Here is a 24,104-nt window from a genome sequence, read left to right on the forward strand (position 1 = left end):
GTCTCCTCAGTGCTGAATGAAGCCGATGGGCGCGGACGTGCGCCAACACAGGGCGCAGCTTCCGCAATGTTTGGTCTCGTCGGGATCGTCGCCGTTTCCGGCGCGCTGTTCCGGGCAGACGATGATGTCGCCGATGCGCTTGGCGTCGGTCGGAAAGGGGATGGTCACGGTGCCCCACTCGCCGCTGACGCCGGAATGTCTGATCGAGAACCGGCGCCCGAGCGCTTCGCGGACACGGACGATTCCGCGACCGATCTCGGTGTCGGGCTTGTGGGCGGTGAAGCCGAACACCCAGAGGTTTTCGTGCTTGTCCAGCAGGTCCACCCAGAACCGCAGGTAGTCGAAACTGTAGAAGTCGCCGAGGACGTGGAGCCGGATGAGAACGTGATCATAGGTGGCGCAGGCCGCCTCGATCTCGCGCGTGATCTGCCCGAACATCGCGAAGTTCGGCGACCAACGCCGGGTCAGGTGCAGGTTATTCCCGTAGCAGGTGCGCCAATGAGCGCAGGCACGGGGGCAGGTCGCGCGTTCTTCGAGCGCGAAGGTCAGGATTTTCGCGCCCTTGATCTCACCCCGCAGAACGGCGCCGCCGATCTTGGAACTGTTGCGCCCATCCTTGAGGATGGTTTCGGTCTCGCCGGGAGCCCACGTCCGAACGGTCTTCGGGTGCAAGGTCCCGGTCGCGTCTTTCGCCGCGAGGACGCGCGAGTTTCCATCGGCGACGGTGCCGATCTTGAACCGCCGGAAGTCGTGGAGAGCTTTGAGTTTGCCCTCACGCGCCTTCCGACGCTTCATTTCTGCGGGGTTGAGACGGGCCATCAGAACGGCGCGCGCGCTTTCGCGGAAAGGGCGTCGAACATGGCCTCATTGCCGTGGTCGAATACGAGACGCGCCCGGCAGACACGCACGACATGAGCCATGCCCGAGAACCGGTTCATGATCATCCGCGTGGAATGATCGTCCATCTGGTCGCGCTCAAGCTCGAGGATCGTGGGGCCGTGGAGCTTCCATTCCACGATCACGCAGTAGAGCCCGCTATCCGGCTCCCGTGCAGACATGGCCTCGCCATCGGTGCAGGAACTCATGACGCCGACTTCGGCGAAATCGTTCTCGTCGTCAGTGCGCTTCATTGATCGTCTCCTTCGAACTGTTTGGCGAACTCGGTGAACTCGCTCATGAGCCGCGCGTGCATGTCCGCGTCGGCGGCCTTGATCTGGTCGATTTCCTTGGCGAAGCTCGCGGCGATGTGGTCGAGGTCGTCCTGGCTCTGCGCGTCCATGCAGTTGGCGACGATGTTGTCGTAGTCGCTCGCCGCCCGAGCCTGCGCGGCGGCGGCATTCTCCGCATCCTGCCGTGCAAGCATGTCACCCTGTTCCGGCTCCGGGTCCTTTTCGGGTTCGGGCTCCGGCTTGGGGTCAGCTTTGGGCTTGGGCTCGGCCTTGGGTCTCGCCGTGGCCGTAGGCTTCTTCGGCTCGGGTTTGTCCTCTTCGACTTCCTGAGCCTCGCCTTCGATGAAATCGCCGTCATCGTCGTCGGGGATCCGCGTGAACGGGTCGAACTCGTCGCGCTTCTGTCCCGGCATCGCCGTGGTCATGGGCGAGTCGTCCGATTGCAGCGCGAGACGGAACTCGTTGGACATGGGCATCTCGCCCTTGTTCGCCATGGCGCGCACGGCGGTTTTGGCGAACATCGCGTCCTCGTGTGTCGTCCACGGGCTCTTGGCGGTCTTGTTGTAGCGCACGGCGGTCTGCCAGCCTTGCGAGCCGTCGCGGGTCTTGATGATCTGCGCGGCGGGCAGGACCACGAAGCCCTCACCGTCCTTGAGCTTCACGTAGCAGTAGGCGTGGGTCTTCTTGCCTTCGCGGGGGCCGGGCCGGTGGCGAAGGTGCATGTCGGTCCCGTAGCAGTAGGACCATTCCTCGTCGTCGTCGTAGACGACATCGGCGTGGACGCTCACCACGCTCGGGTGTTTGCGCGCGAGGTCGAGGAAGCCCTTGTAGCCGATGACGAGCGTGCATTCCTTGCCGTAGGGGATCAGGTAGGCATGGCCGAGCGGCGTGTTGGGTTCGAGCCCGAGTGTCGAAACCTGAATGAGCCCGTTGAAGAAGCTCATGGGGTCGCAGTCTTGCAGTTTGGGCGTGCGGCGCATCGCGTTGATCGCCAGCTCGAACATGCGATCTGCGCCGAGCCGGTCCCTGACGATGGTGGCCAGTTGCTCCTTGGCGGTTTCATTGACCAGCAGTTCCCGCACGTTTCCGACAGCGCGGAGTGATTGGGACTTGAGGGTGTCGAGAGACTTCGCGTTCACGTTTTTGGCTCCTTCTGTTGCCTGCGAAATGCTTCGAGTGCGTCGGCGATCCGCTCGGGCGTCATCGCAAGATCGCCCTTGAAGAGAGGGGCGAGCGCGGTCTCGGCGGCTCGTTCGTCCGCGTAGACCGCGTGCTCCACGGACCGTATGCGCCGGGTGAGGCGGTCGATTTCGGACGACAGCGCCTCCACCTTTTCTCGGGTGGTGAGAGGCCGGCGCAGCTCCCACCACGTGAAGAGGCGGCGGATCATCGGGCGACCTTCTCTTCGATGACGCGGATGCCCGGGATTTTGGTTTCATCCACGTCCTTGTCGCGCACGTCAGCGGTGGCGAGGCGCGTGAGAAGATCGCTGACCTCGGGGCGGTCGCGGTAGTGCATAAAGAGCGCGTTGATGGAGACGATCTCGGCGCGGCGCACCGTGACGAGCGAGGTTGTGCGCCCGCCACCGGACGCGGATTTCCCCTGCGCCTTGACCTCGCGGCTCGCGACCTTTGCCGCCTTCTCGGCTTCCTTCTGGGCCTGCTCGGCGGCGACGATCCCGGCGGTGTCGTTGCGCGCTTCGGCGGCGGCGCGTGCGGCAGCGGCCTCTTCCTCGCGGCGGCGGGCTTCCTCGCGGGCGCGGCGTTGCTCTTCTTCCTTGCGGCGCTGTTCCTTCGCCAGAAACGGAGCCTGTAGCGCGAGCGCGGCTTTGATCAGCCGGTCGATGGTCTCCTCCGGGTGTGCGAACGCGGCCTGCACGGCCTTGGCGGCGGTGTCGTGGGGTTCCTTCGCGGCCTTGCGCGCGTCCTCCACCTGCTTGGCGATCTTGCGCCCGCCGGAGATAAAGTCGGTCAGGTGGTTGGATTGCGCTTCGGTCGTGATCTCGCCCAGATCGAGCCACTGGCCGCCCGCGTCCGACCACTCGTCAATGATGCGGTTGAACGAGGCGATGACCTCGGGATCGTAGGGCGGAGGATTGTTATGGCCAGCCGGGGCCGGGTCGGGGGCGGCGGCGATGTTGCCGGGGGTGGGTGCAGCGCTCAAGGTCATACTCCTTTTGGGGGTCTGGTCGGGTTTTCGGTGAGGTCGATGGGCGCGTGGGTGGCGCGCATCATCAGGTCGTCGCGAATGTGCTTGTCGGTGAGGTCGTGAAAATCGGCCTCGGAGATCGCGCGGCAGAACGGCCAGATCGCGACCGGATCGGCGGCTTGGCCCAGAACCTCGCAGCGCAGAACCTCTGGCTCATCCAGTTCGCCGGTCTCGGGGTCGATCACCTGTTCGAGATAGATGCGCACGGGCACGCGCGGCCCGTTCTTCACGAACTGGCGGCTGAACCAGCCACATTCGGGCTCGTCCTCGACACGGGGCACGCGCTCGCCAGCGAGGGTGCGGCGATGCCAATCAAGCTGGTCGTGCAGGGGCGTGGGTCTATTCATCGTCCCACCTCGCGCGGTCTATGTCGCGGCGCTGGTCGGCGGTGAGCGTGTCGTCGGGATGGATGGGCGTATTGTCGTCGCTGACGAGGACGAGCGATTGCGAGCCGCTGCCACCGCAGAAGTCGCAGGTCATGGACACACGATAGTAGGCGTCACGGATTTCCCCGCGACCACGGCAGGCGCGGCAATGCTCGCCCGGATCGGTGACAACGAAGACCCGCGTTTCCATCATGCGGCGGTCGCGGTCATGGTGTCGGTGATATCGTGATGGATGACGCCATCCGGCCCCACCACGTCGAAGTGATCGCGACCACGGACGCGGGAGCGGGCGATAACCCGGCCCGCCTGGTAATGATCCATCGGCTCGGCGCGAAACATCACGTTCGCGCCGACCGGCGTGGGGATTTCCAGCGCCATCGGTATCTCTTTGTCAAAATGCTCGGTGACGCATGGAGGTCGTCACCGAGCGAGTGGTTGAGGCAGGATCGAACAGGGACCCTATGACACGCGGTTTCGTCGCGTCACGCTCCCTGATACAATTGCTAATTGGCAACTGTCAACCCCACGGGAAACAGTTTATTGCCAATTCGCAATCGGAACAGCGATGACATTCCTCAAGGTCAATGCAACCCTAGGTCACGTTTAATGACTTGTTCAGAGGGGATTGAGAGTTGGGAAGAGACGGGGCAATGGCCGAAATCAATCGGTTAGAGCGCGCGCTGACCGCAGATCAGCGCGAGGCTTTGGTGAAATGGCTTTCAGATGTGGTTAGGCAGACGGACCCCGCATGCCGACGAGCCCTCTTAGCTGCGCCACCACCATTGCCTGCTCTTCGGGAGTGAGTTTCGCGAAAAGTAGTGCAAAATCCGAGAGGGACGCGCGTTCATCCGACATGAACTCTTCGACCGACATGCCGAAATAGGCTGCGATCTTCACGGCGTCGTCTGCGTTGGTGCTTTCGACTTTCCTATGCGTGAGTTTGTAGAGCTGGTGGCGTGACACTCCAATAGTGTCAGCCACTTCCGCGACGGTTGCGCCTGTTTCGTCCAGGCGGCGGATGAAGGATTCGCGAAACGATCTCATGCTGTTCACAGTAGTCTCCTGATCGCCAATTGGCGAATTGCTAATAATCAATCTTGCGCGATGATTGCTTATAATCTAATACCCGGTTTCATGGACAATGAACCGGAACACTCGGACGTTGATCGGATCGACCATCTGATCAGTCGCGTTTTGCGTATCGCAGCACGTGAGGGGAAATCCCCAGGCACCATTGGCCGCCAAGCCTTTGGAAATGCGCGCATCGTGGACAACATGCGATCCATTCGACGCCGTGTGATGGAATACCACGACAAGCTGAGCGTCTTTGAAGCCCACGTGGCCGAGCCGGATCAAGCACCAGACGACAAGAAATGATCGCGCGTCCCGCCGTGGCACTAGGCCCATGTGGCCTCGGGTGGGCCTGACGATTAGCCGCGAGACAGGAAACAACCTGTTTTTCGCAATCACTCACGGAGAAACCGGGTGCTGTCACCGCCCGGTCGGCGAGGGCCTGCGCCATAGGTCTACCGGCGCGGGTCCTCGTCCAAAAAAAGGGGCAGTAGGCAATGCGAAACTTCGGGATTGTCGCGTCGAACATCTGGCGCAGTCAGCGGTTTAGGCGTCTCACATCGGACGCGGCGCGGCTCACCTACCTTTATTTGCACACATCAAACCACGGCAGCAGCGCCGGAGTCTTCGTCCTCACGCCGGATATGTCGGCCATCGACCTGAGGATGCCGACCGAGAACGTGCGCGCCGCCTACGAGGAATTGGCCAGTGTCGGGCTCATTCGCTACGACCCCGATGAGGGTCTTGTGCAGATCACCGGCTTTTACAGGTTCAATACGCTGTCTAGCCGGAAGCACCTTCAGGGACCATTGTGGGTCATCCAGAACCTGCCGTCCTCGCCTGTTCGCGATGCGGCGGCCTGCGATCTGGTCTTCGCGATGTTCGAGCGCCGCGAAGATTGGGCAGAGAAAGCTCGTCGCCTGCGCCGGTCGGACCTTCGCAGCAACCACGCCGAGGCCGAGAAAATCCTGGAAGCCGTCTCCGGTTTCGACAATGCGGCCGTCAACCTGGTCAGGACCATGCGCATCGAGCGCATGATCGGGCGCCTCGCCGCCGACGAAGAGACCGCCGAACGGATCGCCGAGGTCCTGCAAATAGAGATACCGATACCCCTATTGGATAGCCCTATCCATAGCCCTATCCATAGCCCTACCGATACAACGGAAAAGAATAAGACTAATACAAAGACTATAGAAAAGACTAAGGCTAAGGCTAAGACAAAGGCTAAGGCTACGGCTACGGAAACGGGCGAAGACGCCGAAACATCCGCTTCCGGGCGAAGAACTCCTGACGACATCGCCGAAACCATCGAGTCGCTCGGGAAGGGTCAAGGATGACCCAGACCCCGCCCAGAGCCCGCGCGTTCCTCTCCGGCGACCGAAAACGGGTCACGCTCAAGCTCAAGGCATGGTCCGAAACATTTCCCGTGGAGTCGCTGCCGGGACGTATCGCCCTCTATCGCGGACTCGCCGCCCGGCTGAACGGGCGCTTCGCGGCAACCTATCAACCAACAGCCGACGCGCTGGCTCGTGTGGCCGCGTCGATTGCAGAGAAGCCGCCCCCGTGACGGCCTGAGTTCCCGAGCGTGCAGGGCAAGCACGTGGTCAGCGGACGGTGCCGGGTATCATTGGGGCCCAAACATCCGCGGCGAGCAGCGCCGGTCTCCCTTTCTAACCGGATGGCCTCGCCAGCATCGAAACGAGCGGAAGAAGCGACATGCCGAAGCAAACACCTCTCATGAACATCACAGCCGACGACCTGCGCCCCCTGTGGTCGCGCCTCGACATACCGACCGAGCGGATCGCAGCCGCGCTTGGCGTCACGCGCGCCGGTCTGAGTTGGAAGGCAAAAGCACTCGGGCTCTCGCCGCGCACCGGGAACAGGGAGTCGACCAAGCGCGTCGATGATCAGACGTTCACGCGCATGTGGCTCGCCGGTGTCTCGACGCAGGACATGGCCACTTTCTGCGGATATAGGCGAGCGCACACGGTTACATGCCGCCGCCGCGCTCTCGGTCTCCCGGCGCGCAAAAGGGGCAGGAGCGGTCAGAAGGGCGGGTGGCTCTCGACCATCAGCGCCGCCGAGTATCACGAAATGGAGATTGGGCGGCTCATGGCCGCAGAACGGGCGCGCCATGGGTGAGAACCTGTTCATCTGCGAGGTCTGCGGCGGTGTCTATCCCGACACGTGCCCGAAGTGCCCCGATCGTGGCAACGGGCGCGGTGTCACCGTGGCCACGATCAAGGCTGCGCTGCGCGCCTGCACGTCCAATGCCGAGATCAGCAATTGCCGGGGCCACTACGGGCGCCACGTCGCCACACTGCGCAGGCACGGTGGCACGGCCAAGACCATGGCGATCCAGATCGACAACCTGGTCGGGTGGATGCGGCACGAGCTGGTGCGCAGACAGGATGAGGTGTCATGACCGCCTATCGTGACCTCTCGCAGATCCCGCTCATGAAATACGGGCTCATCATGGCCGATCCGCCATGGGCGTTCGATCATTGGGGCCAGCCCGGCGAGCGGAGCGCGGGTTCGAAATACCAGACCATGACCTTCGATGAGATCGCGGCGATCCGTGTCGGCGACATGCTCACCGGCGAGGGTATCGTTTGGCTCTGGATCACCCCGGCGTTCGCGCACCGCGTCAACGAAATCTGGGAGGCATGGCGCATCAAGCCGGTCACAATGGGCTGGTGGCTCAAGACGACCAAGAGCGAGCCGATCCGGCCTGCCATCGGCACCGGCCACGTCATGCGGGAGACCGGCGAGCCGTATTTCATCGGCAAGATCGGGGATCCACGTTTCCGCGACAAGTCGATCCGCAGCACGATCATGGCCCCGCGCGGCCGGCACAGCGAGAAGCCCGAGGAAGCATACCGAAACGCCGAGCGCCTGGCGCACCCGCAGGCGTTCCGTCTCGACCTGTTCAGCCGCAAGACCCGGCCCGGATGGGACAGCGCCGGGAACGAGGCCGGGAAGTTCGATGAGGTGGAGCCAGACCATGGATAGGCGGCAATTCCTCGCCGGGGTCCTGTCGTCGGCTCTGGCGTCTCAGGTTTCCACTGGTGACGAGCTGATCGGGTTCGCGAGGTCGTCATCCGCGCACGGTTTCATCGTGGACGTGGAGCGCGCCGACTACGGTTTTTCGCTCGTCATCAGCGTGACCGACATCAGGACGCGGGCCAGATCATCGGCGCGCCTGGTAATTCGCCGCCGCGCGGATTTCGTTCCGGCGGTCGAGCGGGTCATCGCAGAACTGCGCGCGCCAGAAGTGTCAGCCAGTAGATAATTCTCTATTGCATAGTGCGCCATACCCGCACTATAAGAGAGGCAAGGCGGCGCATGACGCGCAGGCCGAACGCCACAGGAGGCACCAAGATGATCACCCTCGAACTCAACACCACCGACCAGACTGGCGAGACCATCGCCGCGCGCACCGTCGAAGGCCGCTGCTTTCGCTCCGCCATCAACGAGGGCCTGCGCGAACTCGCCCGGCTCCATCGCGAATGGCCGCAGGCCACGCATTCGCTCAAGGATGACGAGGGTTTCACGCTCTTCACGGAGGTCGCACAGTGACCTGCGAGACCTGCCGCTACTGGTCCGAACTGATCGCGCACGCCCAAGGCGGCGCGGTCTACGCATGGTGCCTGAACCAGACCGCGCCCGTGCCCAACGCGGACGACCGCTACACCCCGTCCCATCACAACTGCCCGCAGCACGCTGAAGCCACGTTCGGCGCCATCGACATGCCCGGCGCAGCCGAAGCCTACGAAGAGGAGTAAAATCCAATGAAAATCGAACTGAAGAACATCAAGTATTCGTCCTTCGCCTCGCAGGAAACCAACTGCTACGACGCGGCGCTCTACATCGACGGTCGCAAGATCGGCAACGTGGGCAACACCGGCACCGGCGGCTCGGATTACTTCTACCCGTCCGCGAACCCGAGCATCCATCAGAACCGCGATGCACACGCTCGCGCGGACGCATGGTGCAAGGCCAACCTGCCCGCCGTCGAACTCGGCGAGGGCTTCGACCCCGTGCCCGCCGATTTGGAACTCCATTGCGGCGCGCTCTTGGATGACTATCTCCTGACCCGCGATCTGCGCTCCAACCTCAAGCGCAAGGTCCTGTTCACCATGCCCGGTGACACAAGCGTCTACTTCATCACACCCGCGAAGGGTCAGCAGCTTCAGCCCAGCCACATCAGCACGTGCCGACAGCGCCACCCCGACGCCACCATCCTCAACGATCTGCCCGAGCCCGAGGCTCTGGCGATCTACCGCGCGGGGGTCTGATCATGGGCGATAATCGCACCATCGACGTAGATCTGCGCGAACTTGCCACGATCCTTGCCGCGCTTCGCTACATGCAGCGTGACATGGTGGAGGAAGGCGACCAGTGGGAGCCCGGTGACATCTCCACCAACGGCGGCATACTCACGCCCCTAACCGTCGAGGACATCGACGCGCTCTGCGAAAGGATCAACTGATGGCGACCAGACCAAGCGACTCGGTTTTCATCGGCGTCGATTTCGGCACCGCGCCGCCGGAAACGAAGCAACGTTTCGAGCCGGAAACCCATCCTGCCATGGTCGAACTGGCAATGACGCTGCATCGGCTTGGTGACGACATCGTGCAGCATCGCATCGAAACCGATCCCATGCCGCGCACCAACCAGCACCGTGCCGCCGAGGGGCAGTTTCTCTGCGACCTCATGGAGAGGATGACCGGCGTCGATGAACTCGAGGATCAGATCGCGGATGCAATCACGCAACTCATGCACCTTGCCCGCTGGATCGACGTGGATTTCGATGCCTGCATGACCACGGCGAAGATCAACTTCGACGCCGAGGTGGATGAGGAAGAAGGGTGAAACACCGCACAACGTAACTCAAACAGGCCGGGGATCACCTCCCGGCCTGTTTGCACGCCGGAGAACCGCTGATTTAAGGGACATTTCCCTATAAGAGTTTTCCCGGACCATCACGCACAGGAGACCCCCTTGGACGACAAACTTGCCTACCTGACCATGGCTCTCGAATACCAGCGCATCCACATGAGCCTGCGCCCCGTGGATCGCCGCCCCGAACGCCTGCGGATACGCGCGGCCATCTTGGAGATGGACGAAGCGCCCGCCGAGACCGCCGAGACCTTGCAACGCCTCATGGCCTATACCGTCGAGGATATGCCGCCCACTGGCGACGACCTCGCGGTCTTGGTCGACACCCTGACCTTCCGTCTGGGCGAGACAAACCGCGCCGACGCATGGCGTCACATCGGTATGAGCCCCAACCATGGCCGCGACCTGTTCACGCGCCGCCTGTCCGGCGTGGCATGGCCGCTCTGGTTCACGCTGCGCCACCACGCCTTGGGAGAGTGATCATGGCATTCACCGATGAAAAGATCACGACGATCAGGACATGGTTCGGCATTGATGGAATGCCCGAGCGGAGGCTCAATCATCGCCTTGTGAATCCCGAGACAGGACGCCCCTTCGAGATTTCCGGGCGCGCGCTGGACGACGCGGTGTTCTACGCGAACGAGATGCGAGATTTGACGCTCTATCACCAGCTCACCAAACAGCGCGCCGTTCGGGCGCAACTGGTCCATGCCCTCATGGCTAAGGTTGAGCGACAGATCATCGAAGACATCGAGCGCGGTGAAGGGTGGGACGAGTGGAAGGAGAGGATCGCTAAGTCATGAGGCTGCACGCAATCACCTTCTGGGATGACGATGATGCTGTCGGTCGTGAAATGGCGCTCGTCAGAATATTCGTCGGGCACACCATCATTGTCATCAGTGAGGCGAGCACATACCGGGCCATGGGACCGATACTCACCCACCCGCGCGATGGTCGCATCGGCACCCGGTATGAGCGTGTCGATCCACCCAAGGCCGACCGCTGGACCGACGACCAGATCGCCGAGATGCGCGCGGTCAACCCAGACGCGGAGCCGTTTGAGGTCAATCGACTTGCGAAGCCAACACCGCGCGACCTGTTCGACTACCGCAGCACGATCAGGGACCGGTTCAAGGGTGATGCCAAGATCGACCAGCGTGATGTTCTTCCTGAGATCGCCGAGATGCGCGAGGTCTTCGAGCGAATGGACGACGAGCAGTGGGAAAGGTTCAAGTCAGGTGAGATCACATGAGCGCGCGCCCAGACTTCGAGGGTGACGAGGCGGGCCGATGCGGTGCCTGCGGATCCCGGAACATGAAAACCACGATCCTGCCCGACAGTGGCACGCTCATGGGCCGGTGCCTGGAATGTGGTCGCGTTCAGGACGTGGAAACTCGAGACTGGCCGGAATCGACGCCATGCGACGACTGCGCGTTTCGCAAGGGCTCGCCCGAGCGGGCCGACCCATACCGATGGGCGCAGATGGAGGAGATCGTGCGCGAAGGTCCCGCCTTTCATTGCCACAAGGGCCTGCGTCGAGACATCGACACCGGCGCCTATGACATGCCGGATCGGCGCACTGGCCGCGTCACCGTCTGTGCGGGCTGGCTCAACGCACACGCCGCGCACCTGCGCAAAGGCTGATCTGGCGTCGGATTAATTACCGGCCCTACTAATCCGACAGGCCAGTAGACCCTCCAAATGGCCGATCCCGCAGTCCGTTGACTGGATAATTCTCCACAGGCACAATGCCCGCGAGCAGTAAGCGGCGGGCAAATGGGCGACCTGACCGAAAAACAAGCCCGGTTCGTGGACGAATATCTAATCGACCTCGACGGCAAGAATGCCGCGGTCCGTGCAGGATACGCGGAGAAACATGCTGCCTCGCAGGCCTCGGCCATGCTCAAGCAGCCCCACATCATCAAGCACCTCAACGCCCGGCGCGCAGCTCGCAATGAGCGCGTGGAGGTGAGCCAGGATCGCGTGCTGATGGAAATCGCCCGCGTCGCCTTCGCCAATTACCGCCAGTTCATCAGGATCGCGAATGACGGGCTCCCGTATTTCGACTTCTCGACCATCGGCGAGGACGCCGAAATCATGGCCGCCGTCGCCGAGATCACCGTGGAAGAGTTCACACTCGGGCGCGGAGATGACGCCCGCGAGGCGATCAGGACCAAGGTCAAGCTCCACGACAAGCTCTCCGCCCTCGACAAGCTCATGCGTCACCTCGGGCTCTACAACGCCGACAAGAGCGACGGCATGTCCGACCTCGCCGAAGCCCTCGCCCAGATCAGCAAGACCGGAAGCCGCGCGCCCATCGCAGCGCAGCAGCAGGCCGCACCCGTGCGCACCGGACCCACAGCCGACGACCAGTATGCCGACCTCGATAGGGACATCGACCCATGACCGCACATGCCCACGCCACGTTCTGCCTGACCTGCTTCGCCAAGGAGGCCGTGGCCGACATGCGCGCCATGGCCGATCCACAGCAGGCCAGCAGCGTGGGGCCGATCCACGCCATCGAGATCACGGGATCCATGACGCACTCGACCATGGATGACCGTCTCGCCGCCGTGTTCGGTCGCGTGCGCACCGAGGCCGGAGCCTGGCGGCCTTTCACAGCCTTCGTGCCCAACGGGATGCCGGTCACGCGCGCCATCATCGCGGCGGCCGTCCTGACCATCGCGATCATAGCAATCAGCGACGAGGACGACGACGAGGATTACGAGCAACCCGAGGATGACGACGAGGAAACCCGGCTGGACGCGCTCGACGCCGACGCCGCGCTCAAGAGGTTCCTCAATTGACGATCCTCAAGCCCATCCGATTGCCCAATGGAGAGGTCTATGTCGCCCCTTCATTCGAGCCTCAGACGGGCGAGGACCTGTTGATGTGCCTGCGCTCATGGCACTGGCGCATCTTCTCGGGCAAGCTCTACAAGATCATGGTCAAGGACGACGACGACCCCGATGACCCGGGTTTCGTCCTGCCGTTCCGCCCCAACAAGGCGCAGGCAAAGTTCCTCGACAACCTCCACTACCGCAACATCATCCTGAAGGCGCGGCAACTCGGCTTCACGACCTTGATCGCGATCCTCTGGCTCGATCACGCGCTCTTCAACGCGGACCAGCGCTGCGCCATCGTCGCTCACGGCGAGACCGCGGCGCAGACGATCTTTCGCGACAAGGTGAAATTCGCCTACGACAACCTGCCCCCGGCGGTGCGCGCGGCCTGTCCGCTGCAAAAGGACACCGAGGACGAGCTTCTGTTCGCCCACAACAACAGCGGGATCCGCGTGGCGATCTCCACACGCTCCGGCACCGTCCACCGGCTCCACATATCCGAGCTTGGCAAGATCGCCGCCGCGTTCCCCAAACGCGCCAACGAGGTCAAGACCGGCTCGCTCCCCTCTGTCCCGGCGCGCGGCATCGTGGTTGTCGAAAGCACCAGCGAAGGCGCCGAAGGATACTTCTACGAGCTTGCCAAGCGCGCCCAAGACCTCGCCGAAGCCCGCGCGAACCTGACCGATCGGCAATTCCGCTTCCACTTCTTCCCGTGGCACGAGGCCGACGAATACACGATGGACCCCGAAGGCGTGTCCATCAGCCCGAAAGACCACCAGTATTTCGATGAGCTTGAGCACCAGCTCGGCAAGAAGATCACCATGGGCCAGCGCGCCTGGTATGTGAGCGTGCGCGACGAGGATTTCGCCGGCGACGGCGAGATGATGTGGCAGGAATATCCGTCCACGCCCGATGAGTGCTGGCAGAAGTCCACGGAAGGCACGTTCTTCGCGATCCAGATGGGCGCGGCACGCCAGTCCGGGCGCATCATCGACTTTCCGATCCTGCGGCATGTCCCGGTCTTCACGTGGTGGGACATCGGCAACTCGGACGGCACCGCGATCTGGCTCGGCCAGCACATCGACGGATACATGCAGTGGGTGGGCTACATCGAGGGATGGGGCCGACCCTATCGGTATTTCGTGGACGAACTCCACGCCACGCAACTCCTGATCCGGGGCCTGTTCCTGCCCCACGACGCCGCGCACCAGCGCCAGCAGGCCGACCGGATCGCAAGCCCACAGGACATGCTGGCCGAGATCGTGCCGAGCGAATGGCGCATCCACATCGTCCCGCGCACCCACGACAAGCTCGCGGCCATCAACCTGACCCGGCAGCGCCTTAGCGAGTGCAAGTGGCACGCGACCAACACGAAGGAAGGTCTCATCCACCTCAACCAGTATCGCAAGAAGTGGAACACCGCCCAAGGCGCGTGGTCGAGCGAACCCAACAAGCTCGACGGTCACTCGGAAGGTGCCGACGCGATCATGGGATGGGCCCAGACCGAAACCAGCCTCTACAGCTACGCGCCGCCGTCAAAACGCAAGCGCAAACGCGCATCAGGAGCAGCAGCATGACACAACTCTTGCCGGGGCTCGCTCAACCTGCCCCGAAACTCGCCATCGACCTCAACCACGTCGCGTGGGTTGTCACCAAGGGCGATCTCACCGCCCGGTTCACGTGGATGATCACCAACGGCGAGCCCTGCATGGTCATCCTGCCCACGTCCATGCCCTACAAGAGCGAGTATTCCCGGCCCTGCATCGTCACGCTCAATCAGGCGTTCCGTTGGGCAGAGCCGCCCATCGGCGATCCGGTGTTCATCAAGGACATGCTCGAAGAGTTCGCCACGCCCCTCGGGTTCGGCAAGCACGACAACAAGCGCAAGAACCGCGTCCTCGCGCTCATCCGCGACAACTTGGACATCCTCATCGAAATGCCGCCGCTCCCCGACGACAGCCGGGAAGTCGTGGCCGATGTCCTCCATCGCGACCACGACACAGGCAAGATCACGCACCGGGAGATCACGGATCATGTATGACACGGACCAGGACCCGCACGCCGCGCGGTCGATTGCGCTCATGAACCGGCCACAGGGACGGACGGAACTGCCCGAGGATCGCGTCCTCTCCCGGCCCGCCGAAGCCGCGATGCGCCACTCGACGCCGATCAAGGCCAACAAGCTCGACAGCCCACAGGTGCAGGGTCTCCATCGGCGCTTCCTCGGGCTCTACCTCGCCGAACTGGACCGACAGTCCGAGGGCCGGGCTTCCATGGCCAGCGACGAGGCGTTCTACCACGGCCACCACTGGACCCCAGAAGACCTCGCGACACTGGACGAGCGCGGGCAGCTTCCGCTCACGTTCAACGTCACCGCGACCTCGATCAACTACCTGTTGGGCACCGAGCGGCGCGGTCGCACGGATTACAAAATCCTGCCCCGGCGCAAGGAAGGTGCCGCCGCCGCCGAGTCGAAGACGCAGCTTCTCAAATACATCGCCGACCAGAACCGGACGGAGTTTGAGTGGTCGCAGGCCTTCGCCGAGTGTGTCACCGCCGGTCTGGGATGGATGGAAAGCGGCGTGCAGGACGACAGCGAGGGTGAGCCCATCTACGAAGGCTCGGAATCGTGGCGCAACATGATCTTCGACAGCGCGGCCAAGAAGATGGACCTCTCGGACGGGCGCTACAAGTTCCGCACCGCCTGGGTGGACCTCGACATTGCCAAGGCGCGGTTCCGCAACCGGGCCGGGGTCCTGCGCCATTCGGCCACGCGCAACCTCACCATCGGCATCTTGGGCACGCTCGACGGGTTCGGCGACGATGCCATGGACGAGCGCGAGCGTTTCGTTCAGGAGGGCGCGTTCGGCTCCTACATCGCGGGCGGATACTCCGAGGACCGCGACCGCGTGCGCCTCATCGAGTGCTGGTTCAAGCTCCCCGCCGAAGAGAAGATCATGAAGGGCGGGCAGTTCGCCGGGGAGATTTTCGACGAGGGCAGCATCGGCCACTACGTCGACCTTCAGACCGGCGGTGCCTCGATCATCCGCAAGACGATCCTGCGCACCTACGTCATGATCATGACCGATGACGGCGTTCTCTGGCTCTCGAAAAGCCCCTACCGGCACAACCGCTATCCGTTCACCCCGATCTGGTGCTACCGCGACAGCACGAACGGGATGCCCTACGGGTTTGTCCGCAACGTGAAGTCCAACAACATGGACATCAACAAGCGTGCGACCAAGGCGCTGCACCTGATTTCCACGGCGCGCATCATCGTGGATGACGACGCGGTGAAACCCGATGGATGGGAGGCCTTCGAGGAAGAGGCGCACCGGCCTGATGCGATCATCCGCATCAAGCCGGGCGCAAAGCTCGAATACGTGGAGGGCGGCCAGCAGGCCAAGGAACAGCTCATGCTCATGTCCGAGGGCGTGAACATGATCCAGTCGATCACCGGGATCACCGACGAGGCCATGGGCCGCACGACCAACGCGGTCTCCGGCAAGGCGATCATCGCCCGGCAGGAACAAGGCGCCCTCGCCACCGCGCCGGTGTTCGACAACCTGCGCTTCGCCCGGCAGGTCCACGGCGAGAAGATGTTGGCGCTCACCGAGCAATTCGTGACCGAGCAGAAAGAGTTTCGCGTCACCAACAAGCGCGGCGCCGCCACCTTCATCACCATCAACGAGCAGAACGCGGACGGCATCCTTGACGACTGGATCGCCCGGACCAAGGCCGACTACATCATCAGCGAGGACGACTGGAACGCGACGATCCGGGCTTCGCAGGCCGACGAGTTCATGGAATTGCTCCTGAAGCTCGCGCCCGTGGCCCCGGAAATGGTCATCAACCTCCTCGATCTCATGGTCGAAATGCTCGACACGCCGCAGCGCGAGGAAACCGTGAAGCGGATCCGCGCCATGACCGGGGCCAAGGACCCGGATGCGGACCCGAACGCGCCACCCACACCCGAGGAAGCCGCCCGCATGGCCGCCGCCGACAAGGAGGCGCAGATGGCGGAGCGCGCGGCGAACGCGGAGATCGGCAAGATGGAGGCCGAGGCCGCCGTGAAGATCGCGCAGGCCCAGAAAACCGCCATCGAACTGGTCAGGATCATGACCGGCGCGGAGAACGACGCGGTGACGAAACAGAAGGCCGCGCTCGAACTGGCCAACCTCGCGCTGTCCTCGCCCTCCGCCGTGTCCATCGCGGATCAGGTGATGATGGAGGCCCGCGCCGAGATCGCCGCGCACTTGGCCCCGCCGCAGCAGCCGCAATCCCAACCTCAACCGACCATGTAAGGAGAACACCACTATGGACGACAAGGCATTCGCCCAGGCTAACGCCATTCTGAACCCATCCGGGATGCAGACCGAGGACACCGTGCGGGAAATGGTCAAGACCATGACCCCCGACGAGATCAACGACCTGCTTATGGATGACGCCGCCGATGACACGACAGCCGAGAATGAGAGCGAACAGGAATCGGCTGCGAAAGCTCAGGAGCAAGACCCGGCCCCCACGAAGGAAGAGGCTCCGCAGGTCTATGAAATCCCCGCAGACGTGCTGACCGGGGATGCGCTCAAGGACAAGCTCGCGGAACTCAAGGACACCCGCGCCAAGGCCTTCGCCGACTACGAGGACGGGGAGATCACCGCCGAGGAATACGAGGCCGCCCTCTCCGCAGCCGAGAACGAGGCGCTGGACCTGCGCTCGAACGCCGCCCGTCACGAGGCCCTGCGCCAGCGCGATCTGGATCAGATCGAGGCCGAAAAGGCCAAGATCGAGAAGGATTGGAACGACAACTGGCAGAAGGCCAACATCGACTATGCCAAGCGGTTCCCGCAGCTCTACGCGGTCATCGAGGGCAAGCAGTCGCCGGCGCTCGCCGCCTTCGACCGGATCGTGCGCGCGGTCAACGCCGACCCGGCGTTCTACGACACCGACCAGACCGAAATCCTCGAAACCGCGCACCGGATGCTCATGGTGCAGGCCCCCAAGCTCGGGCTCAAGAACCTCCCGGCCCCGAACGAGCCCGCGACCCGCGATCAGGGCGAGCGCGACGATTTCGAGACCGACCTTCGCACGCCGCCCGAGACCCTGCGCAACATGCCGCGCTCGGAAACGACCCCCGGCGGCTTCGATGATGGGCAATTCGCCATGATCGAGCGCGCGGCCGAGAAGGGCGCGGCAGACGGCGAGGCCGCGTATCTCCGGCTCACCGAGTCCGAGCGGGAGCAGATGTTGCGCGGTTACTGACCGGGCGACATGCGGCGACGAAGGCAGGGAAGCATGGGCAGATACATCAAGAAGGTCAACGCGGGCGACCAGATCAACATCGGGGCGATCGAACTCACGATCAAGCGCACCCGGTCGTCACGGTTCATCCTGTCGATCAATGCGCCGCCCTCACACAAGATCGTATACCTGCCCGGTGGGGATGGGTGGGTGGACGACAACATCAAGGAAACAGAAACGGAGCCCCGGATTGAGGCACAGGTGAAGCCCGCGGATCAGCCGCCGGAATAACCATCTTCAAAAAGGGGAACCGTTCTGGTAAACCAGCAGGCACAGAGGTGCAGGACGCGCCCGATGCTGAACAATTTTGGTCAAGCAGAGGACGTGTTATATGCAGACCGTGATTCCTGTCGGCGATCCCAAAGCGATCCGCCACTACTCCACCGCACTCGCCGCCGAGACGCTTCTCGCCATGTATTGGCAGAAGAAGTTCACCGGCAAAGGTGCGAACAATATCATCGAGCAGAAGGACGAGCTTGAGAAGGACCAGGGCGAGCGCATCCAGTTCGACCTCTCCGTCCAGCTTCGCCAGAAGCCGGTGCGCGGCGACCAGACCGCCAAGGGCAAGTCGGAAAACCTGCGCTACTACACCGATGAAGTGATCATCGACCAGGTGCGTGCGCCCGTCAGCCTCGGTGGCCGCATGTCGCGCAAGCGCACGATCCACGATCAGCGCATGGTCGCGAAGTCCCGCCAGACCGAGTATTGGGCGGCCTACATGGATCAAATCCACTTCATGTATCTGTCCGGTGGCCCCGGCATCAACGAGGACTTCATCGAATACGATGAGGTCACGCCCTTCGCCGGTCACGGTGGCAACGCCTTCGAGGCCCCCGACGCAGATCACATCATCTACGGTGGATCCGCGACGGCCAAAGCCAACCTCACGTCGAGCGACAAGATGACCCGCACGGTCATCGAGAAGTTCTCGAACAAGGCGAAGATGATGCGGGCGCGCAACCCGCAGCTTGCGAACCTTGTGCCGGTCGTGGTCGAGGGTGCCGAGCGCTACGTGGTCGTGATGACCCCCGATCAGTGCTACGACATGCGCACCGACACCGGCGCGACCGGCTGGCTGGAAATCCAGAAAGCCGCCGCCGCCTCCGAGGGCTCGAAAAACAAAATCTTCAAGGGCGGGCTCGGGATGATCAATGACGTGGTGCTGCACGAACACCACCACGTCATCCGCTACAACGACTATGGCGTCGGCACCAACGTGGATGCGGCGCGGGCCATCGCCCTTGGTCGTCAGGCGGGCGTAATCGCCTACGGCACCCCGGCGGGCAAACGCTTCCAGTGGGAAGAAGAGAAGGACGACTTCAACAACTCCGTCGACATCTGTTCGGGTGTCATCTTCGGCTTCAAGAAGTCGCGCTTCAACGGCAAGGACTTTGGCGTTGTCGCCATCGACACCGCCGCGACCGATCCCAACGGCTAAGGAACGCACCCCGCCGGGCTGATCCCGGCGGGGCTTCACTCTTCCGACCACAAGGAACACAGCGATGCTTCATCAATCTCCGCAGGCGAAGGGCAAGGCGCCCATCCCGTTCAACCCCATCGGCGGCACCGTCATGGCCGCCGTGTTCGAGGCCTCTTTCGCGTCGGTGGCCTATACCACCGCGACGGACGGTATCGAGCTGGGCGCAATCCCCGCCGAATGCACCGTCATTGGCGTGGAAGCCATCTCGTCCTCGCTCGGCACCATTTCGGTGGACGTGGGCTGGATCGACGGGACCTATGGCGACAACGACGACAGCCGCAACGTTGGTGACGAGTTCATCGACGGCGTGGCAATCACCTCGGCCCCGGCCAAGGCCACGACCCTTGCCTGTCTTGCCGAAGGCCGATCCGGCAACCTCCGGGCGCTCGGTGCCGTGCTCTCCGCCGATGTGGCGGCCGGCGCGGGCAAGAAGCTCACCGTGGTTGTCCACTACACCACCTGATCTCGCCGCGAGAAGCGAGTGACCGGCGGCACGCGGGGTTTTTTTCATCCTTTTCCGGCCCCGCGTGTCGCCACCACCAACCAGCGCCTAGAGGAGTTCCACCATGCCCCCGCTGAAAATCCAGACCACGCTTATCCGCCCGAACGGCTCGAAAATCGACATGGGCGACGGCATCGACTACCACTTCAAGCCCAACGAGCAGGGCCATCACGTGGCCGAGGTCGATGACACCGACCACCAGCAACGGCTCCTGTCCATTCCCGGCTACCGGCTCTATGACCCGGAACGCGCCGACATCAAGGACGTGACACCGCCGAGCGCGACCAAGAAGAAGGCCGCGACCAAGGAGCCCGAGGGCTTCGAGTGGCCGACCACCGAGGCTGGCACCGTCGATTTCGAGGCTCTGGCCGCCGATGTGGACCTGGCGCGCGATGCCTACAAGGAAGTGTTTGGCCGCGCGCCCAACGCCAAGGCGCACCCCGACACCATCGTTGCGAAAATCCGCGAGCGCATGGAGACGAAAGCCTCCGCCGAAGGCCGCACCAGCGCGCCTGCGGTCATTGATGAGGACGGCAACGTCACCGACGAGGGCAAGACCGCCATCGAGACCAAGACCGACAAAGACGACGACGCGGCAAAGACCGACGAGCAGTAACACCCCATCGGCGCGGCTCCCGTGGTCGCGCCGATCACCATAAGCGGAGCGGTCGATGACCATCACGGCACAAGACGTAATCGACCGCGCAGCGCTCACCCTCCAAGACGTGGACACTGTGCGCTGGACAACCCACGAAATGCTCATGTGGTTGCAGGACGCCGTGCGCGAGACCGCCGCGATCAAGCCTTCTACCTTCGCCGCGACCATCGAGCTATCGCTTGAGGCCGGTGCCGATCAGGTTCTCCCCGACACCGCGACCCAGATGATCCGGGTTCTGCGCAACACGGACGGAGCCGCGATCACCGTGGTCGAGCGCCATATCCTCGACGTGATGGAGCCGGGCTGGCCGACCACCGCCGTGGTCCCGTTCACCGACGCGGTGCTTCACGTGATCTACGACGACGAGGCACCGGGCGAATACATGGTCTATCCGGGCAACACCGGAAACGGCTCCATCCAGGCGGTCTGTTGCGTGCCCCCGGTCATCACCGAGACCACCGACGACATCACCGCCAAAGCCGCGATTGTCCCGGTCCTGACCGATTATCTTCTGTTCCGCGCCTTCTCCAAGGAGGCGGGCATCCCCGGATCAGCCGCAAGGGCGCAAGCACACCGCGCCCTCTTCGACGTGGCTTTGGGCAACAAGGCCAAGTCCGAACTCTACTCCAACCCCGACACCCAACGCGGAAAGGCAGCGCGAGGATAACCCATGGCCGCGACAATGGTGAACATCGCCGATCTTCTGCCGAGCGTGCTGATCCACGTTCCGACCTGCGCGCGCCCGGTCGCGATCCATCATATCCGGCTTGCCGCCGCCGAGTTTCTGTCAGGCACCACGATCTGGCGCGAGACCTTCACCCAGACGATCGAGGCGGCGACCTTCGTGCTCGACGTGCCCGAGAACACCCGCGCCGTGCAGGTTCACCGCGTCACCTATGCGGGCTTCGATCTTGAGAAGGCGCGGGCCGCCCATATTCCCGCCGGCGAGGTCCCGGCGTCTCCGCCCTCGCACTTCTACCAGGCGGAAGTCGGCAAGCTCTCGGTCTATCCCTTCACCGAATGCGATCTCGACATCACCGTGTCGCTGACCGTGCCCAAGGCGGGCGCATGGGCGCAGGAATTGCCCGACGCCGTGATCTCCGACTATGGCGACGTGATCGCGGACGGCGCGGCGGGCAAGCTCATGCTCCTGCCAGGCACCGACTACGCCAACCCGGCCATGGCCGCGCATCTGATCGCGCAATTCGAGGCCAAGATCGGGGAACTGAGCGCCCGGGGCGCCACCGGCATCGCGCGGGCACCGCTCCGGGTGAAACCAAGCTGGCTCTGAGGGGACGCGCACATGGCCTTGTTCCCGATCACCAACTTCAAGGGTGAAATCCCCCGCATCACGCCCACGCTCCTTCCCGAAGGCTTCGCCGTGACCGCAGAGGGCGCGCGCCTCGAGGATGGGGCGCTGGCCCCGACCCGCGAACACACGCTGGTCGAGACCTTGGACGCGGACGCCCAGACGATCTACCGGCACGCGGGCGACTGGATCGCCTGGGACGCGCATGTGAATGTCGTGACAGGTCACGTGTCCGCAGACCGCCTCTACCTCACCGGCAACGGCGTGCCCAAGGTCCGGTTCGAGGGCACGGAATATCCGCTGGCACTCCCAGCCCCGACTGCGGCGCCGACCCTGACCCCGGCGGGCACGCTCGATGAGGACACGGCCACGGACGTGCAATACGTCTACACCTATGTGACCGAACTGGATGAGGAAAGCGCACCGAGCCCGCTCTCGGACTCGGTGGAGTATTCCAGCGGGATCACCGTCACGGTCTCCGGTCTCGTGGATCCCGGCGCGGGGCGGCTGATCGACCGCATCCGCATCTACCGCACGCAGGTCAGCGCCTTGGGCACCACGGACCTCTATTTCGTGGCCGAGGTCGACGCGGACGCGGGCTCGTTCGTCCATGATGTGGTGACGCATCCGCTTCAGGAAACCCTCGCGACCCTCGCCTATGATGTGCCGCCCGATGGGCTCACCGGGATCGTGTCCATGCCCAACGGCATGATGGCGGCGTTCTCCGGGCGCGAACTGTTCTTCTCGGAGCCCTACGTGCCGCACGCCTGGCCGCGCTCCTACACGCTCAAGACCGACGCGCAGATCGTGGGGCTCGCCGCCTTCGGCACCACGCTCGCGATCATGACCGAAGGCACGCCCTACACCGCGCAGGGCACGCACCCCGACAGCATGGTCATGGCGAAGATCGAGGAAAACCTCCCCTGCACCGCCGCGCGCGGAATCGTGGACCTTGGCTATGCCGCCGCCTATCCATCGACCAATGGGCTGGTGCTGGTCTCGGGCTCGGGCGCGCAGCTCGTATCCAAGAGTGTGTTCACGCTCGAACAGTGGTGGGCCATGCGCCCGGCGACGTTCACGGCATCGCACCACAATGGCCGCTACATCGTCAGCTACGACGCCGGGTTCGGGCGAAAGACCCTCGCGTTGGACCTGACCGGCGATCAGCCATTTGTCGTGCGCCACGAGATCGCGGGCACGTTCTTCTTCAACGACCTTCCGACCGGGAACCTGTTCTTCCTCGACGGCGACCGCGACATCAAGCTCATGGATGACCTCTGGGCAGACCGCGCCACCTACACATGGCACTCCAAGCCGATGAAACTGCCCTACCCAGACGGGTTCGGCGCGCTGAAGGTGGATGCGGACAGCCTCGCGCCCAACGACACCTTCTGCCTCAACATCTATGCGGACGGCGAGCTTCTGCACTCGGTCGCGCGAATGAACGAGATTGTCAGGATACCGGCGGGGCGGCTCTACACCAAGTGGAGCGTCGAGGTCATCGCGAACGTGGAGATCACCGCGATCTACCTGGCGCATAGCCCCTCTGACTTCGGTCTCGGGGGCTGACATGGCCGAAACCACCTTCAACGCCATCGACAAGGAACGCCTCGACATCATTTGCGGGATCCGCGGTGACGCCAACAGCCGCGCCGTGCGCTGGTCCGATTCCGAGAAGCTGGCCCTCGCCGTGGGCAAGTATCTCTCCAACACCAGCTTCTTCGCGCTGGCGTCCGGTCTTGTCTCGGCCACGCAGTTCAACGCCGCCGAGGCGCGGATCACCACGCTCGAAGGCGAAATGGACGCGGTGGAGGCCGTGACGACCGGGAACATCGTTCACCACGTCTCTTCGGCGATCCAGACCAAGATCATCAACACCACGACCGACGCCGCCCCGCGCGAGATCACGCCGGATTGGGACATGGAGTTTTCGGGTTCGTCTCTGGTGCGGTTCACGCTCTCGGGGACGTTCGACGTGGACACGGCGCCCGAGGTCCTGCGCCTGCGCATCGTCGGCATCTTCAACGCCGGAGGCCCCGACTACGAAACCGACCTGTGCGTGTTCCCCATCGACCTTCTCACCACCGCCGCCGAGAACGGATTGGCCAAGACCTTCATCTTCGATCTGACCGACGACATCGACAACCTGATCGGGTGCCGATTGGAGGGATGGGTGAACGGCACGAGCGATTGTGGGCTTTCCGATTGGTTCATGACGGTGGAGAATATTCCAGGCGCGTTGGAGATCGCGCCGTTTGTCATCTCGCCATAGGAG

39 protein-coding genes are annotated in these 24,104 nt (G+C 63.4%); 30 read left to right on the plus strand and 9 right to left on the minus strand.

Annotated elements, in window-relative coordinates:
* Positions 1-6 precede the first annotated feature (6 nt).
* The 9 genes from KJP29_RS07030 to KJP29_RS07070 all read right to left on the minus strand — a co-directional run bounded on the left by KJP29_RS07030 (position 7) and on the right by KJP29_RS07070 (position 4,807).
* Positions 7-819: a hypothetical protein gene (locus KJP29_RS07030; protein WP_218462849.1), complete on the minus strand. Its 813-nt coding sequence runs from the start codon at positions 817-819 to the stop codon at positions 7-9.
* Positions 819-1,130: a hypothetical protein gene (locus KJP29_RS07035; RefSeq protein ID WP_218462850.1), complete on the minus strand. Its 312-nt coding sequence runs from the start codon at positions 1,128-1,130 to the stop codon at positions 819-821. Before KJP29_RS07035 ends, KJP29_RS07030 begins: the two co-directional genes overlap by 1 nt.
* Positions 1,127-2,308 carry a recombinase RecT gene (locus KJP29_RS07040; protein ID WP_218462851.1) on the minus strand — a complete coding sequence of 394 codons (1,182 nt, stop codon included), beginning with the start codon at positions 2,306-2,308 and terminating at the stop codon, positions 1,127-1,129. Before KJP29_RS07040 ends, KJP29_RS07035 begins: the two co-directional genes overlap by 4 nt.
* The gene (locus KJP29_RS07045) at positions 2,305-2,559 is read right to left on the minus strand and encodes a hypothetical protein (RefSeq protein WP_218462852.1); all 255 of its coding nucleotides are present in this window, start codon (positions 2,557-2,559) and stop codon (positions 2,305-2,307) included. Before KJP29_RS07045 ends, KJP29_RS07040 begins: the two co-directional genes overlap by 4 nt.
* On the minus strand, positions 2,556-3,332 hold the full coding sequence (locus KJP29_RS07050; RefSeq protein WP_218462853.1) for a hypothetical protein: 777 nt from the start codon (positions 3,330-3,332) through the stop codon (positions 2,556-2,558). Before KJP29_RS07050 ends, KJP29_RS07045 begins: the two co-directional genes overlap by 4 nt.
* A 2-nt stretch (positions 3,333-3,334) precedes the next feature.
* Complete coding sequence (locus tag KJP29_RS07055; protein WP_218462854.1) at positions 3,335-3,724, minus strand: hypothetical protein; 390 nt, start codon at positions 3,722-3,724, stop codon at positions 3,335-3,337.
* Complete coding sequence (locus KJP29_RS07060) at positions 3,717-3,956, minus strand: hypothetical protein (RefSeq protein ID WP_218462855.1); 240 nt, start codon at positions 3,954-3,956, stop codon at positions 3,717-3,719. The genes KJP29_RS07055 and KJP29_RS07060 overlap by 8 nt, the downstream gene beginning before the upstream one ends.
* Positions 3,953-4,141: a hypothetical protein gene (locus tag KJP29_RS07065; protein WP_218462856.1), complete on the minus strand. Its 189-nt coding sequence runs from the start codon at positions 4,139-4,141 to the stop codon at positions 3,953-3,955. Before KJP29_RS07065 ends, KJP29_RS07060 begins: the two co-directional genes overlap by 4 nt.
* 351 nt (positions 4,142-4,492) lie before the next feature.
* Positions 4,493-4,807 carry a helix-turn-helix transcriptional regulator gene (locus KJP29_RS07070; RefSeq protein ID WP_255553494.1) on the minus strand — a complete coding sequence of 105 codons (315 nt, stop codon included), beginning with the start codon at positions 4,805-4,807 and terminating at the stop codon, positions 4,493-4,495.
* Between the two features lie 90 nt (positions 4,808-4,897).
* Here KJP29_RS07070 and KJP29_RS07075 point away from each other — a divergent pair, with 90 nt between their 5' ends.
* From KJP29_RS07075 to KJP29_RS07220, 30 genes are all read left to right on the plus strand, one after another.
* Positions 4,898-5,140, plus strand: a complete 243-nt coding sequence (locus KJP29_RS07075; protein WP_218462858.1) for a hypothetical protein — start codon at positions 4,898-4,900, stop codon at positions 5,138-5,140.
* A gap of 191 nt (positions 5,141-5,331) precedes the next feature.
* Positions 5,332-6,171 carry a hypothetical protein gene (locus tag KJP29_RS07080; RefSeq protein ID WP_218462859.1) on the plus strand — a complete coding sequence of 280 codons (840 nt, stop codon included), beginning with the start codon at positions 5,332-5,334 and terminating at the stop codon, positions 6,169-6,171.
* Positions 6,168-6,401, plus strand: coding sequence for a hypothetical protein (locus KJP29_RS07085; protein ID WP_218462860.1), 234 nt, complete (start codon positions 6,168-6,170; stop codon positions 6,399-6,401). The genes KJP29_RS07080 and KJP29_RS07085 overlap by 4 nt, the downstream gene beginning before the upstream one ends.
* Positions 6,402-6,550: 149 nt before the next feature.
* Positions 6,551-6,976, plus strand: a complete 426-nt coding sequence (locus KJP29_RS07090; protein WP_218462861.1) for a hypothetical protein — start codon at positions 6,551-6,553, stop codon at positions 6,974-6,976.
* Complete coding sequence (locus KJP29_RS07095) at positions 6,969-7,259, plus strand: hypothetical protein (RefSeq protein ID WP_218462862.1); 291 nt, start codon at positions 6,969-6,971, stop codon at positions 7,257-7,259. The genes KJP29_RS07090 and KJP29_RS07095 overlap by 8 nt, the downstream gene beginning before the upstream one ends.
* Positions 7,256-7,846, plus strand: coding sequence for an MT-A70 family methyltransferase (locus tag KJP29_RS07100; RefSeq protein WP_218462863.1), 591 nt, complete (start codon positions 7,256-7,258; stop codon positions 7,844-7,846). The genes KJP29_RS07095 and KJP29_RS07100 overlap by 4 nt, the downstream gene beginning before the upstream one ends.
* Positions 7,839-8,126, plus strand: coding sequence for a hypothetical protein (locus KJP29_RS07105; protein WP_218462864.1), 288 nt, complete (start codon positions 7,839-7,841; stop codon positions 8,124-8,126). Before KJP29_RS07100 ends, KJP29_RS07105 begins: the two co-directional genes overlap by 8 nt.
* Positions 8,127-8,215: 89 nt before the next feature.
* Positions 8,216-8,413 carry a hypothetical protein gene (locus KJP29_RS07110; RefSeq protein WP_218462865.1) on the plus strand — a complete coding sequence of 66 codons (198 nt, stop codon included), beginning with the start codon at positions 8,216-8,218 and terminating at the stop codon, positions 8,411-8,413.
* Positions 8,410-8,619, plus strand: coding sequence for a hypothetical protein (locus KJP29_RS07115; protein ID WP_218462866.1), 210 nt, complete (start codon positions 8,410-8,412; stop codon positions 8,617-8,619). The genes KJP29_RS07110 and KJP29_RS07115 overlap by 4 nt, the downstream gene beginning before the upstream one ends.
* Before the next feature lie 6 nt (positions 8,620-8,625).
* Complete coding sequence (locus tag KJP29_RS07120; protein WP_218462867.1) at positions 8,626-9,132, plus strand: hypothetical protein; 507 nt, start codon at positions 8,626-8,628, stop codon at positions 9,130-9,132.
* A 2-nt stretch (positions 9,133-9,134) separates the two neighbouring features.
* The gene (locus tag KJP29_RS07125) at positions 9,135-9,326 is read left to right on the plus strand and encodes a hypothetical protein (RefSeq protein WP_218462868.1); all 192 of its coding nucleotides are present in this window, start codon (positions 9,135-9,137) and stop codon (positions 9,324-9,326) included.
* Positions 9,326-9,709, plus strand: coding sequence for a hypothetical protein (locus tag KJP29_RS07130; RefSeq protein WP_218462869.1), 384 nt, complete (start codon positions 9,326-9,328; stop codon positions 9,707-9,709). Before KJP29_RS07125 ends, KJP29_RS07130 begins: the two co-directional genes overlap by 1 nt.
* A 129-nt stretch (positions 9,710-9,838) precedes the next feature.
* Entirely contained in the window at positions 9,839-10,216 is a 378-nt protein-coding gene (locus KJP29_RS07135; RefSeq protein WP_218462870.1) for a hypothetical protein, read from the plus strand.
* A gap of 2 nt (positions 10,217-10,218) precedes the next feature.
* A complete protein-coding gene (locus tag KJP29_RS07140) occupies positions 10,219-10,539 on the plus strand; it encodes a hypothetical protein (protein ID WP_218462871.1) in 321 nt (106 codons plus the stop codon).
* Complete coding sequence (locus KJP29_RS07145) at positions 10,536-10,988, plus strand: hypothetical protein (protein ID WP_218462872.1); 453 nt, start codon at positions 10,536-10,538, stop codon at positions 10,986-10,988. The genes KJP29_RS07140 and KJP29_RS07145 overlap by 4 nt, the downstream gene beginning before the upstream one ends.
* A complete protein-coding gene (locus KJP29_RS07150) occupies positions 10,985-11,380 on the plus strand; it encodes a hypothetical protein (protein WP_218462873.1) in 396 nt (131 codons plus the stop codon). Before KJP29_RS07145 ends, KJP29_RS07150 begins: the two co-directional genes overlap by 4 nt.
* Before the next feature lie 132 nt (positions 11,381-11,512).
* Positions 11,513-12,142, plus strand: a complete 630-nt coding sequence (locus KJP29_RS07155) for a terminase small subunit (RefSeq protein ID WP_218462874.1) — start codon at positions 11,513-11,515, stop codon at positions 12,140-12,142.
* Complete coding sequence (locus KJP29_RS07160; protein ID WP_218462875.1) at positions 12,139-12,543, plus strand: hypothetical protein; 405 nt, start codon at positions 12,139-12,141, stop codon at positions 12,541-12,543. The genes KJP29_RS07155 and KJP29_RS07160 overlap by 4 nt, the downstream gene beginning before the upstream one ends.
* Positions 12,540-14,156, plus strand: a complete 1,617-nt coding sequence (locus tag KJP29_RS07165) for a hypothetical protein (RefSeq protein ID WP_218462876.1) — start codon at positions 12,540-12,542, stop codon at positions 14,154-14,156. The genes KJP29_RS07160 and KJP29_RS07165 overlap by 4 nt, the downstream gene beginning before the upstream one ends.
* Positions 14,153-14,620, plus strand: a complete 468-nt coding sequence (locus tag KJP29_RS07170; RefSeq protein WP_218462877.1) for a hypothetical protein — start codon at positions 14,153-14,155, stop codon at positions 14,618-14,620. Before KJP29_RS07165 ends, KJP29_RS07170 begins: the two co-directional genes overlap by 4 nt.
* Positions 14,613-16,883: a hypothetical protein gene (locus KJP29_RS07175; RefSeq protein WP_218462878.1), complete on the plus strand. Its 2,271-nt coding sequence runs from the start codon at positions 14,613-14,615 to the stop codon at positions 16,881-16,883. The genes KJP29_RS07170 and KJP29_RS07175 overlap by 8 nt, the downstream gene beginning before the upstream one ends.
* A gap of 13 nt (positions 16,884-16,896) precedes the next feature.
* Positions 16,897-17,841: a hypothetical protein gene (locus KJP29_RS07180; protein ID WP_218462879.1), complete on the plus strand. Its 945-nt coding sequence runs from the start codon at positions 16,897-16,899 to the stop codon at positions 17,839-17,841.
* Between the two features lie 33 nt (positions 17,842-17,874).
* A complete protein-coding gene (locus tag KJP29_RS07185) occupies positions 17,875-18,111 on the plus strand; it encodes a hypothetical protein (protein ID WP_218462880.1) in 237 nt (78 codons plus the stop codon).
* A gap of 100 nt (positions 18,112-18,211) precedes the next feature.
* The gene (locus tag KJP29_RS07190) at positions 18,212-19,318 is read left to right on the plus strand and encodes a N4-gp56 family major capsid protein (RefSeq protein WP_218462881.1); all 1,107 of its coding nucleotides are present in this window, start codon (positions 18,212-18,214) and stop codon (positions 19,316-19,318) included.
* A gap of 64 nt (positions 19,319-19,382) precedes the next feature.
* Positions 19,383-19,823: a hypothetical protein gene (locus tag KJP29_RS07195; RefSeq protein WP_218462882.1), complete on the plus strand. Its 441-nt coding sequence runs from the start codon at positions 19,383-19,385 to the stop codon at positions 19,821-19,823.
* A gap of 103 nt (positions 19,824-19,926) precedes the next feature.
* Complete coding sequence (locus tag KJP29_RS07200) at positions 19,927-20,478, plus strand: hypothetical protein (protein WP_218462883.1); 552 nt, start codon at positions 19,927-19,929, stop codon at positions 20,476-20,478.
* Between the two features lie 55 nt (positions 20,479-20,533).
* Positions 20,534-21,187 carry a DUF6682 family protein gene (locus KJP29_RS07205; RefSeq protein ID WP_218462884.1) on the plus strand — a complete coding sequence of 218 codons (654 nt, stop codon included), beginning with the start codon at positions 20,534-20,536 and terminating at the stop codon, positions 21,185-21,187.
* Positions 21,188-21,190: 3 nt separating this feature from the next.
* Positions 21,191-21,811 (plus strand): hypothetical protein, encoded by a 621-nt coding sequence (locus KJP29_RS07210; RefSeq protein ID WP_218462885.1) that lies wholly within the window; start codon positions 21,191-21,193, stop codon positions 21,809-21,811.
* 12 nt (positions 21,812-21,823) lie between these two features.
* The gene (locus KJP29_RS07215; RefSeq protein WP_218462886.1) at positions 21,824-23,398 is read left to right on the plus strand and encodes a hypothetical protein; all 1,575 of its coding nucleotides are present in this window, start codon (positions 21,824-21,826) and stop codon (positions 23,396-23,398) included.
* 1 nt (position 23,399) lies between these two features.
* On the plus strand, positions 23,400-24,101 hold the full coding sequence (locus KJP29_RS07220; RefSeq protein WP_218462887.1) for a hypothetical protein: 702 nt from the start codon (positions 23,400-23,402) through the stop codon (positions 24,099-24,101).
* The last annotated feature ends 3 nt before the right edge of the window (positions 24,102-24,104 follow it).

This window comes from Maritimibacter sp. DP1N21-5, from assembly GCF_019218295.1.
In the GTDB taxonomy this organism is placed as follows: domain Bacteria; phylum Pseudomonadota; class Alphaproteobacteria; order Rhodobacterales; family Rhodobacteraceae; genus Maritimibacter.

Excerpts from the sequence above, each read along its gene's own strand:
- KJP29_RS07030 (WP_218462849.1), bottom strand. The coding sequence starts at position 819 with ATGGCCCGTCTCAACCCCGCAGAAATGAAGCGTCGGAAGGCGCGTGAG.
- KJP29_RS07035 (WP_218462850.1), bottom strand. The coding sequence starts at position 1,130 with ATGAAGCGCACTGACGACGAGAACGATTTCGCCGAAGTCGGCGTCATG.
- KJP29_RS07045 (WP_218462852.1), bottom strand. The coding sequence starts at position 2,559 with ATGATCCGCCGCCTCTTCACGTGGTGGGAGCTGCGCCGGCCTCTCACC.
- KJP29_RS07055 (WP_218462854.1), bottom strand. The coding sequence starts at position 3,724 with ATGAATAGACCCACGCCCCTGCACGACCAGCTTGATTGGCATCGCCGC.
- KJP29_RS07060 (WP_218462855.1), bottom strand. The coding sequence starts at position 3,956 with ATGATGGAAACGCGGGTCTTCGTTGTCACCGATCCGGGCGAGCATTGC.
- KJP29_RS07065 (WP_218462856.1), bottom strand. The coding sequence starts at position 4,141 with ATGGCGCTGGAAATCCCCACGCCGGTCGGCGCGAACGTGATGTTTCGC.
- KJP29_RS07070 (WP_255553494.1), bottom strand. The coding sequence starts at position 4,807 with ATGAGATCGTTTCGCGAATCCTTCATCCGCCGCCTGGACGAAACAGGC.
- KJP29_RS07075 (WP_218462858.1), top strand. The coding sequence starts at position 4,898 with ATGGACAATGAACCGGAACACTCGGACGTTGATCGGATCGACCATCTG.
- KJP29_RS07080 (WP_218462859.1), top strand. The coding sequence starts at position 5,332 with ATGCGAAACTTCGGGATTGTCGCGTCGAACATCTGGCGCAGTCAGCGG.
- KJP29_RS07085 (WP_218462860.1), top strand. The coding sequence starts at position 6,168 with ATGACCCAGACCCCGCCCAGAGCCCGCGCGTTCCTCTCCGGCGACCGA.
- KJP29_RS07090 (WP_218462861.1), top strand. The coding sequence starts at position 6,551 with ATGCCGAAGCAAACACCTCTCATGAACATCACAGCCGACGACCTGCGC.
- KJP29_RS07095 (WP_218462862.1), top strand. The coding sequence starts at position 6,969 with ATGGGTGAGAACCTGTTCATCTGCGAGGTCTGCGGCGGTGTCTATCCC.
- KJP29_RS07100 (WP_218462863.1), top strand. The coding sequence starts at position 7,256 with ATGACCGCCTATCGTGACCTCTCGCAGATCCCGCTCATGAAATACGGG.
- KJP29_RS07105 (WP_218462864.1), top strand. The coding sequence starts at position 7,839 with ATGGATAGGCGGCAATTCCTCGCCGGGGTCCTGTCGTCGGCTCTGGCG.
- KJP29_RS07110 (WP_218462865.1), top strand. The coding sequence starts at position 8,216 with ATGATCACCCTCGAACTCAACACCACCGACCAGACTGGCGAGACCATC.
- KJP29_RS07120 (WP_218462867.1), top strand. The coding sequence starts at position 8,626 with ATGAAAATCGAACTGAAGAACATCAAGTATTCGTCCTTCGCCTCGCAG.
- KJP29_RS07125 (WP_218462868.1), top strand. The coding sequence starts at position 9,135 with ATGGGCGATAATCGCACCATCGACGTAGATCTGCGCGAACTTGCCACG.
- KJP29_RS07130 (WP_218462869.1), top strand. The coding sequence starts at position 9,326 with ATGGCGACCAGACCAAGCGACTCGGTTTTCATCGGCGTCGATTTCGGC.
- KJP29_RS07140 (WP_218462871.1), top strand. The coding sequence starts at position 10,219 with ATGGCATTCACCGATGAAAAGATCACGACGATCAGGACATGGTTCGGC.
- KJP29_RS07145 (WP_218462872.1), top strand. The coding sequence starts at position 10,536 with ATGAGGCTGCACGCAATCACCTTCTGGGATGACGATGATGCTGTCGGT.
- KJP29_RS07150 (WP_218462873.1), top strand. The coding sequence starts at position 10,985 with ATGAGCGCGCGCCCAGACTTCGAGGGTGACGAGGCGGGCCGATGCGGT.
- KJP29_RS07155 (WP_218462874.1), top strand. The coding sequence starts at position 11,513 with ATGGGCGACCTGACCGAAAAACAAGCCCGGTTCGTGGACGAATATCTA.
- KJP29_RS07160 (WP_218462875.1), top strand. The coding sequence starts at position 12,139 with ATGACCGCACATGCCCACGCCACGTTCTGCCTGACCTGCTTCGCCAAG.
- KJP29_RS07170 (WP_218462877.1), top strand. The coding sequence starts at position 14,153 with ATGACACAACTCTTGCCGGGGCTCGCTCAACCTGCCCCGAAACTCGCC.
- KJP29_RS07175 (WP_218462878.1), top strand. The coding sequence starts at position 14,613 with ATGTATGACACGGACCAGGACCCGCACGCCGCGCGGTCGATTGCGCTC.
- KJP29_RS07180 (WP_218462879.1), top strand. The coding sequence starts at position 16,897 with ATGGACGACAAGGCATTCGCCCAGGCTAACGCCATTCTGAACCCATCC.
- KJP29_RS07185 (WP_218462880.1), top strand. The coding sequence starts at position 17,875 with ATGGGCAGATACATCAAGAAGGTCAACGCGGGCGACCAGATCAACATC.
- KJP29_RS07190 (WP_218462881.1), top strand. The coding sequence starts at position 18,212 with ATGCAGACCGTGATTCCTGTCGGCGATCCCAAAGCGATCCGCCACTAC.
- KJP29_RS07195 (WP_218462882.1), top strand. The coding sequence starts at position 19,383 with ATGCTTCATCAATCTCCGCAGGCGAAGGGCAAGGCGCCCATCCCGTTC.
- KJP29_RS07200 (WP_218462883.1), top strand. The coding sequence starts at position 19,927 with ATGCCCCCGCTGAAAATCCAGACCACGCTTATCCGCCCGAACGGCTCG.
- KJP29_RS07205 (WP_218462884.1), top strand. The coding sequence starts at position 20,534 with ATGACCATCACGGCACAAGACGTAATCGACCGCGCAGCGCTCACCCTC.
- KJP29_RS07210 (WP_218462885.1), top strand. The coding sequence starts at position 21,191 with ATGGCCGCGACAATGGTGAACATCGCCGATCTTCTGCCGAGCGTGCTG.
- KJP29_RS07215 (WP_218462886.1), top strand. The coding sequence starts at position 21,824 with ATGGCCTTGTTCCCGATCACCAACTTCAAGGGTGAAATCCCCCGCATC.
- KJP29_RS07220 (WP_218462887.1), top strand. The coding sequence starts at position 23,400 with ATGGCCGAAACCACCTTCAACGCCATCGACAAGGAACGCCTCGACATC.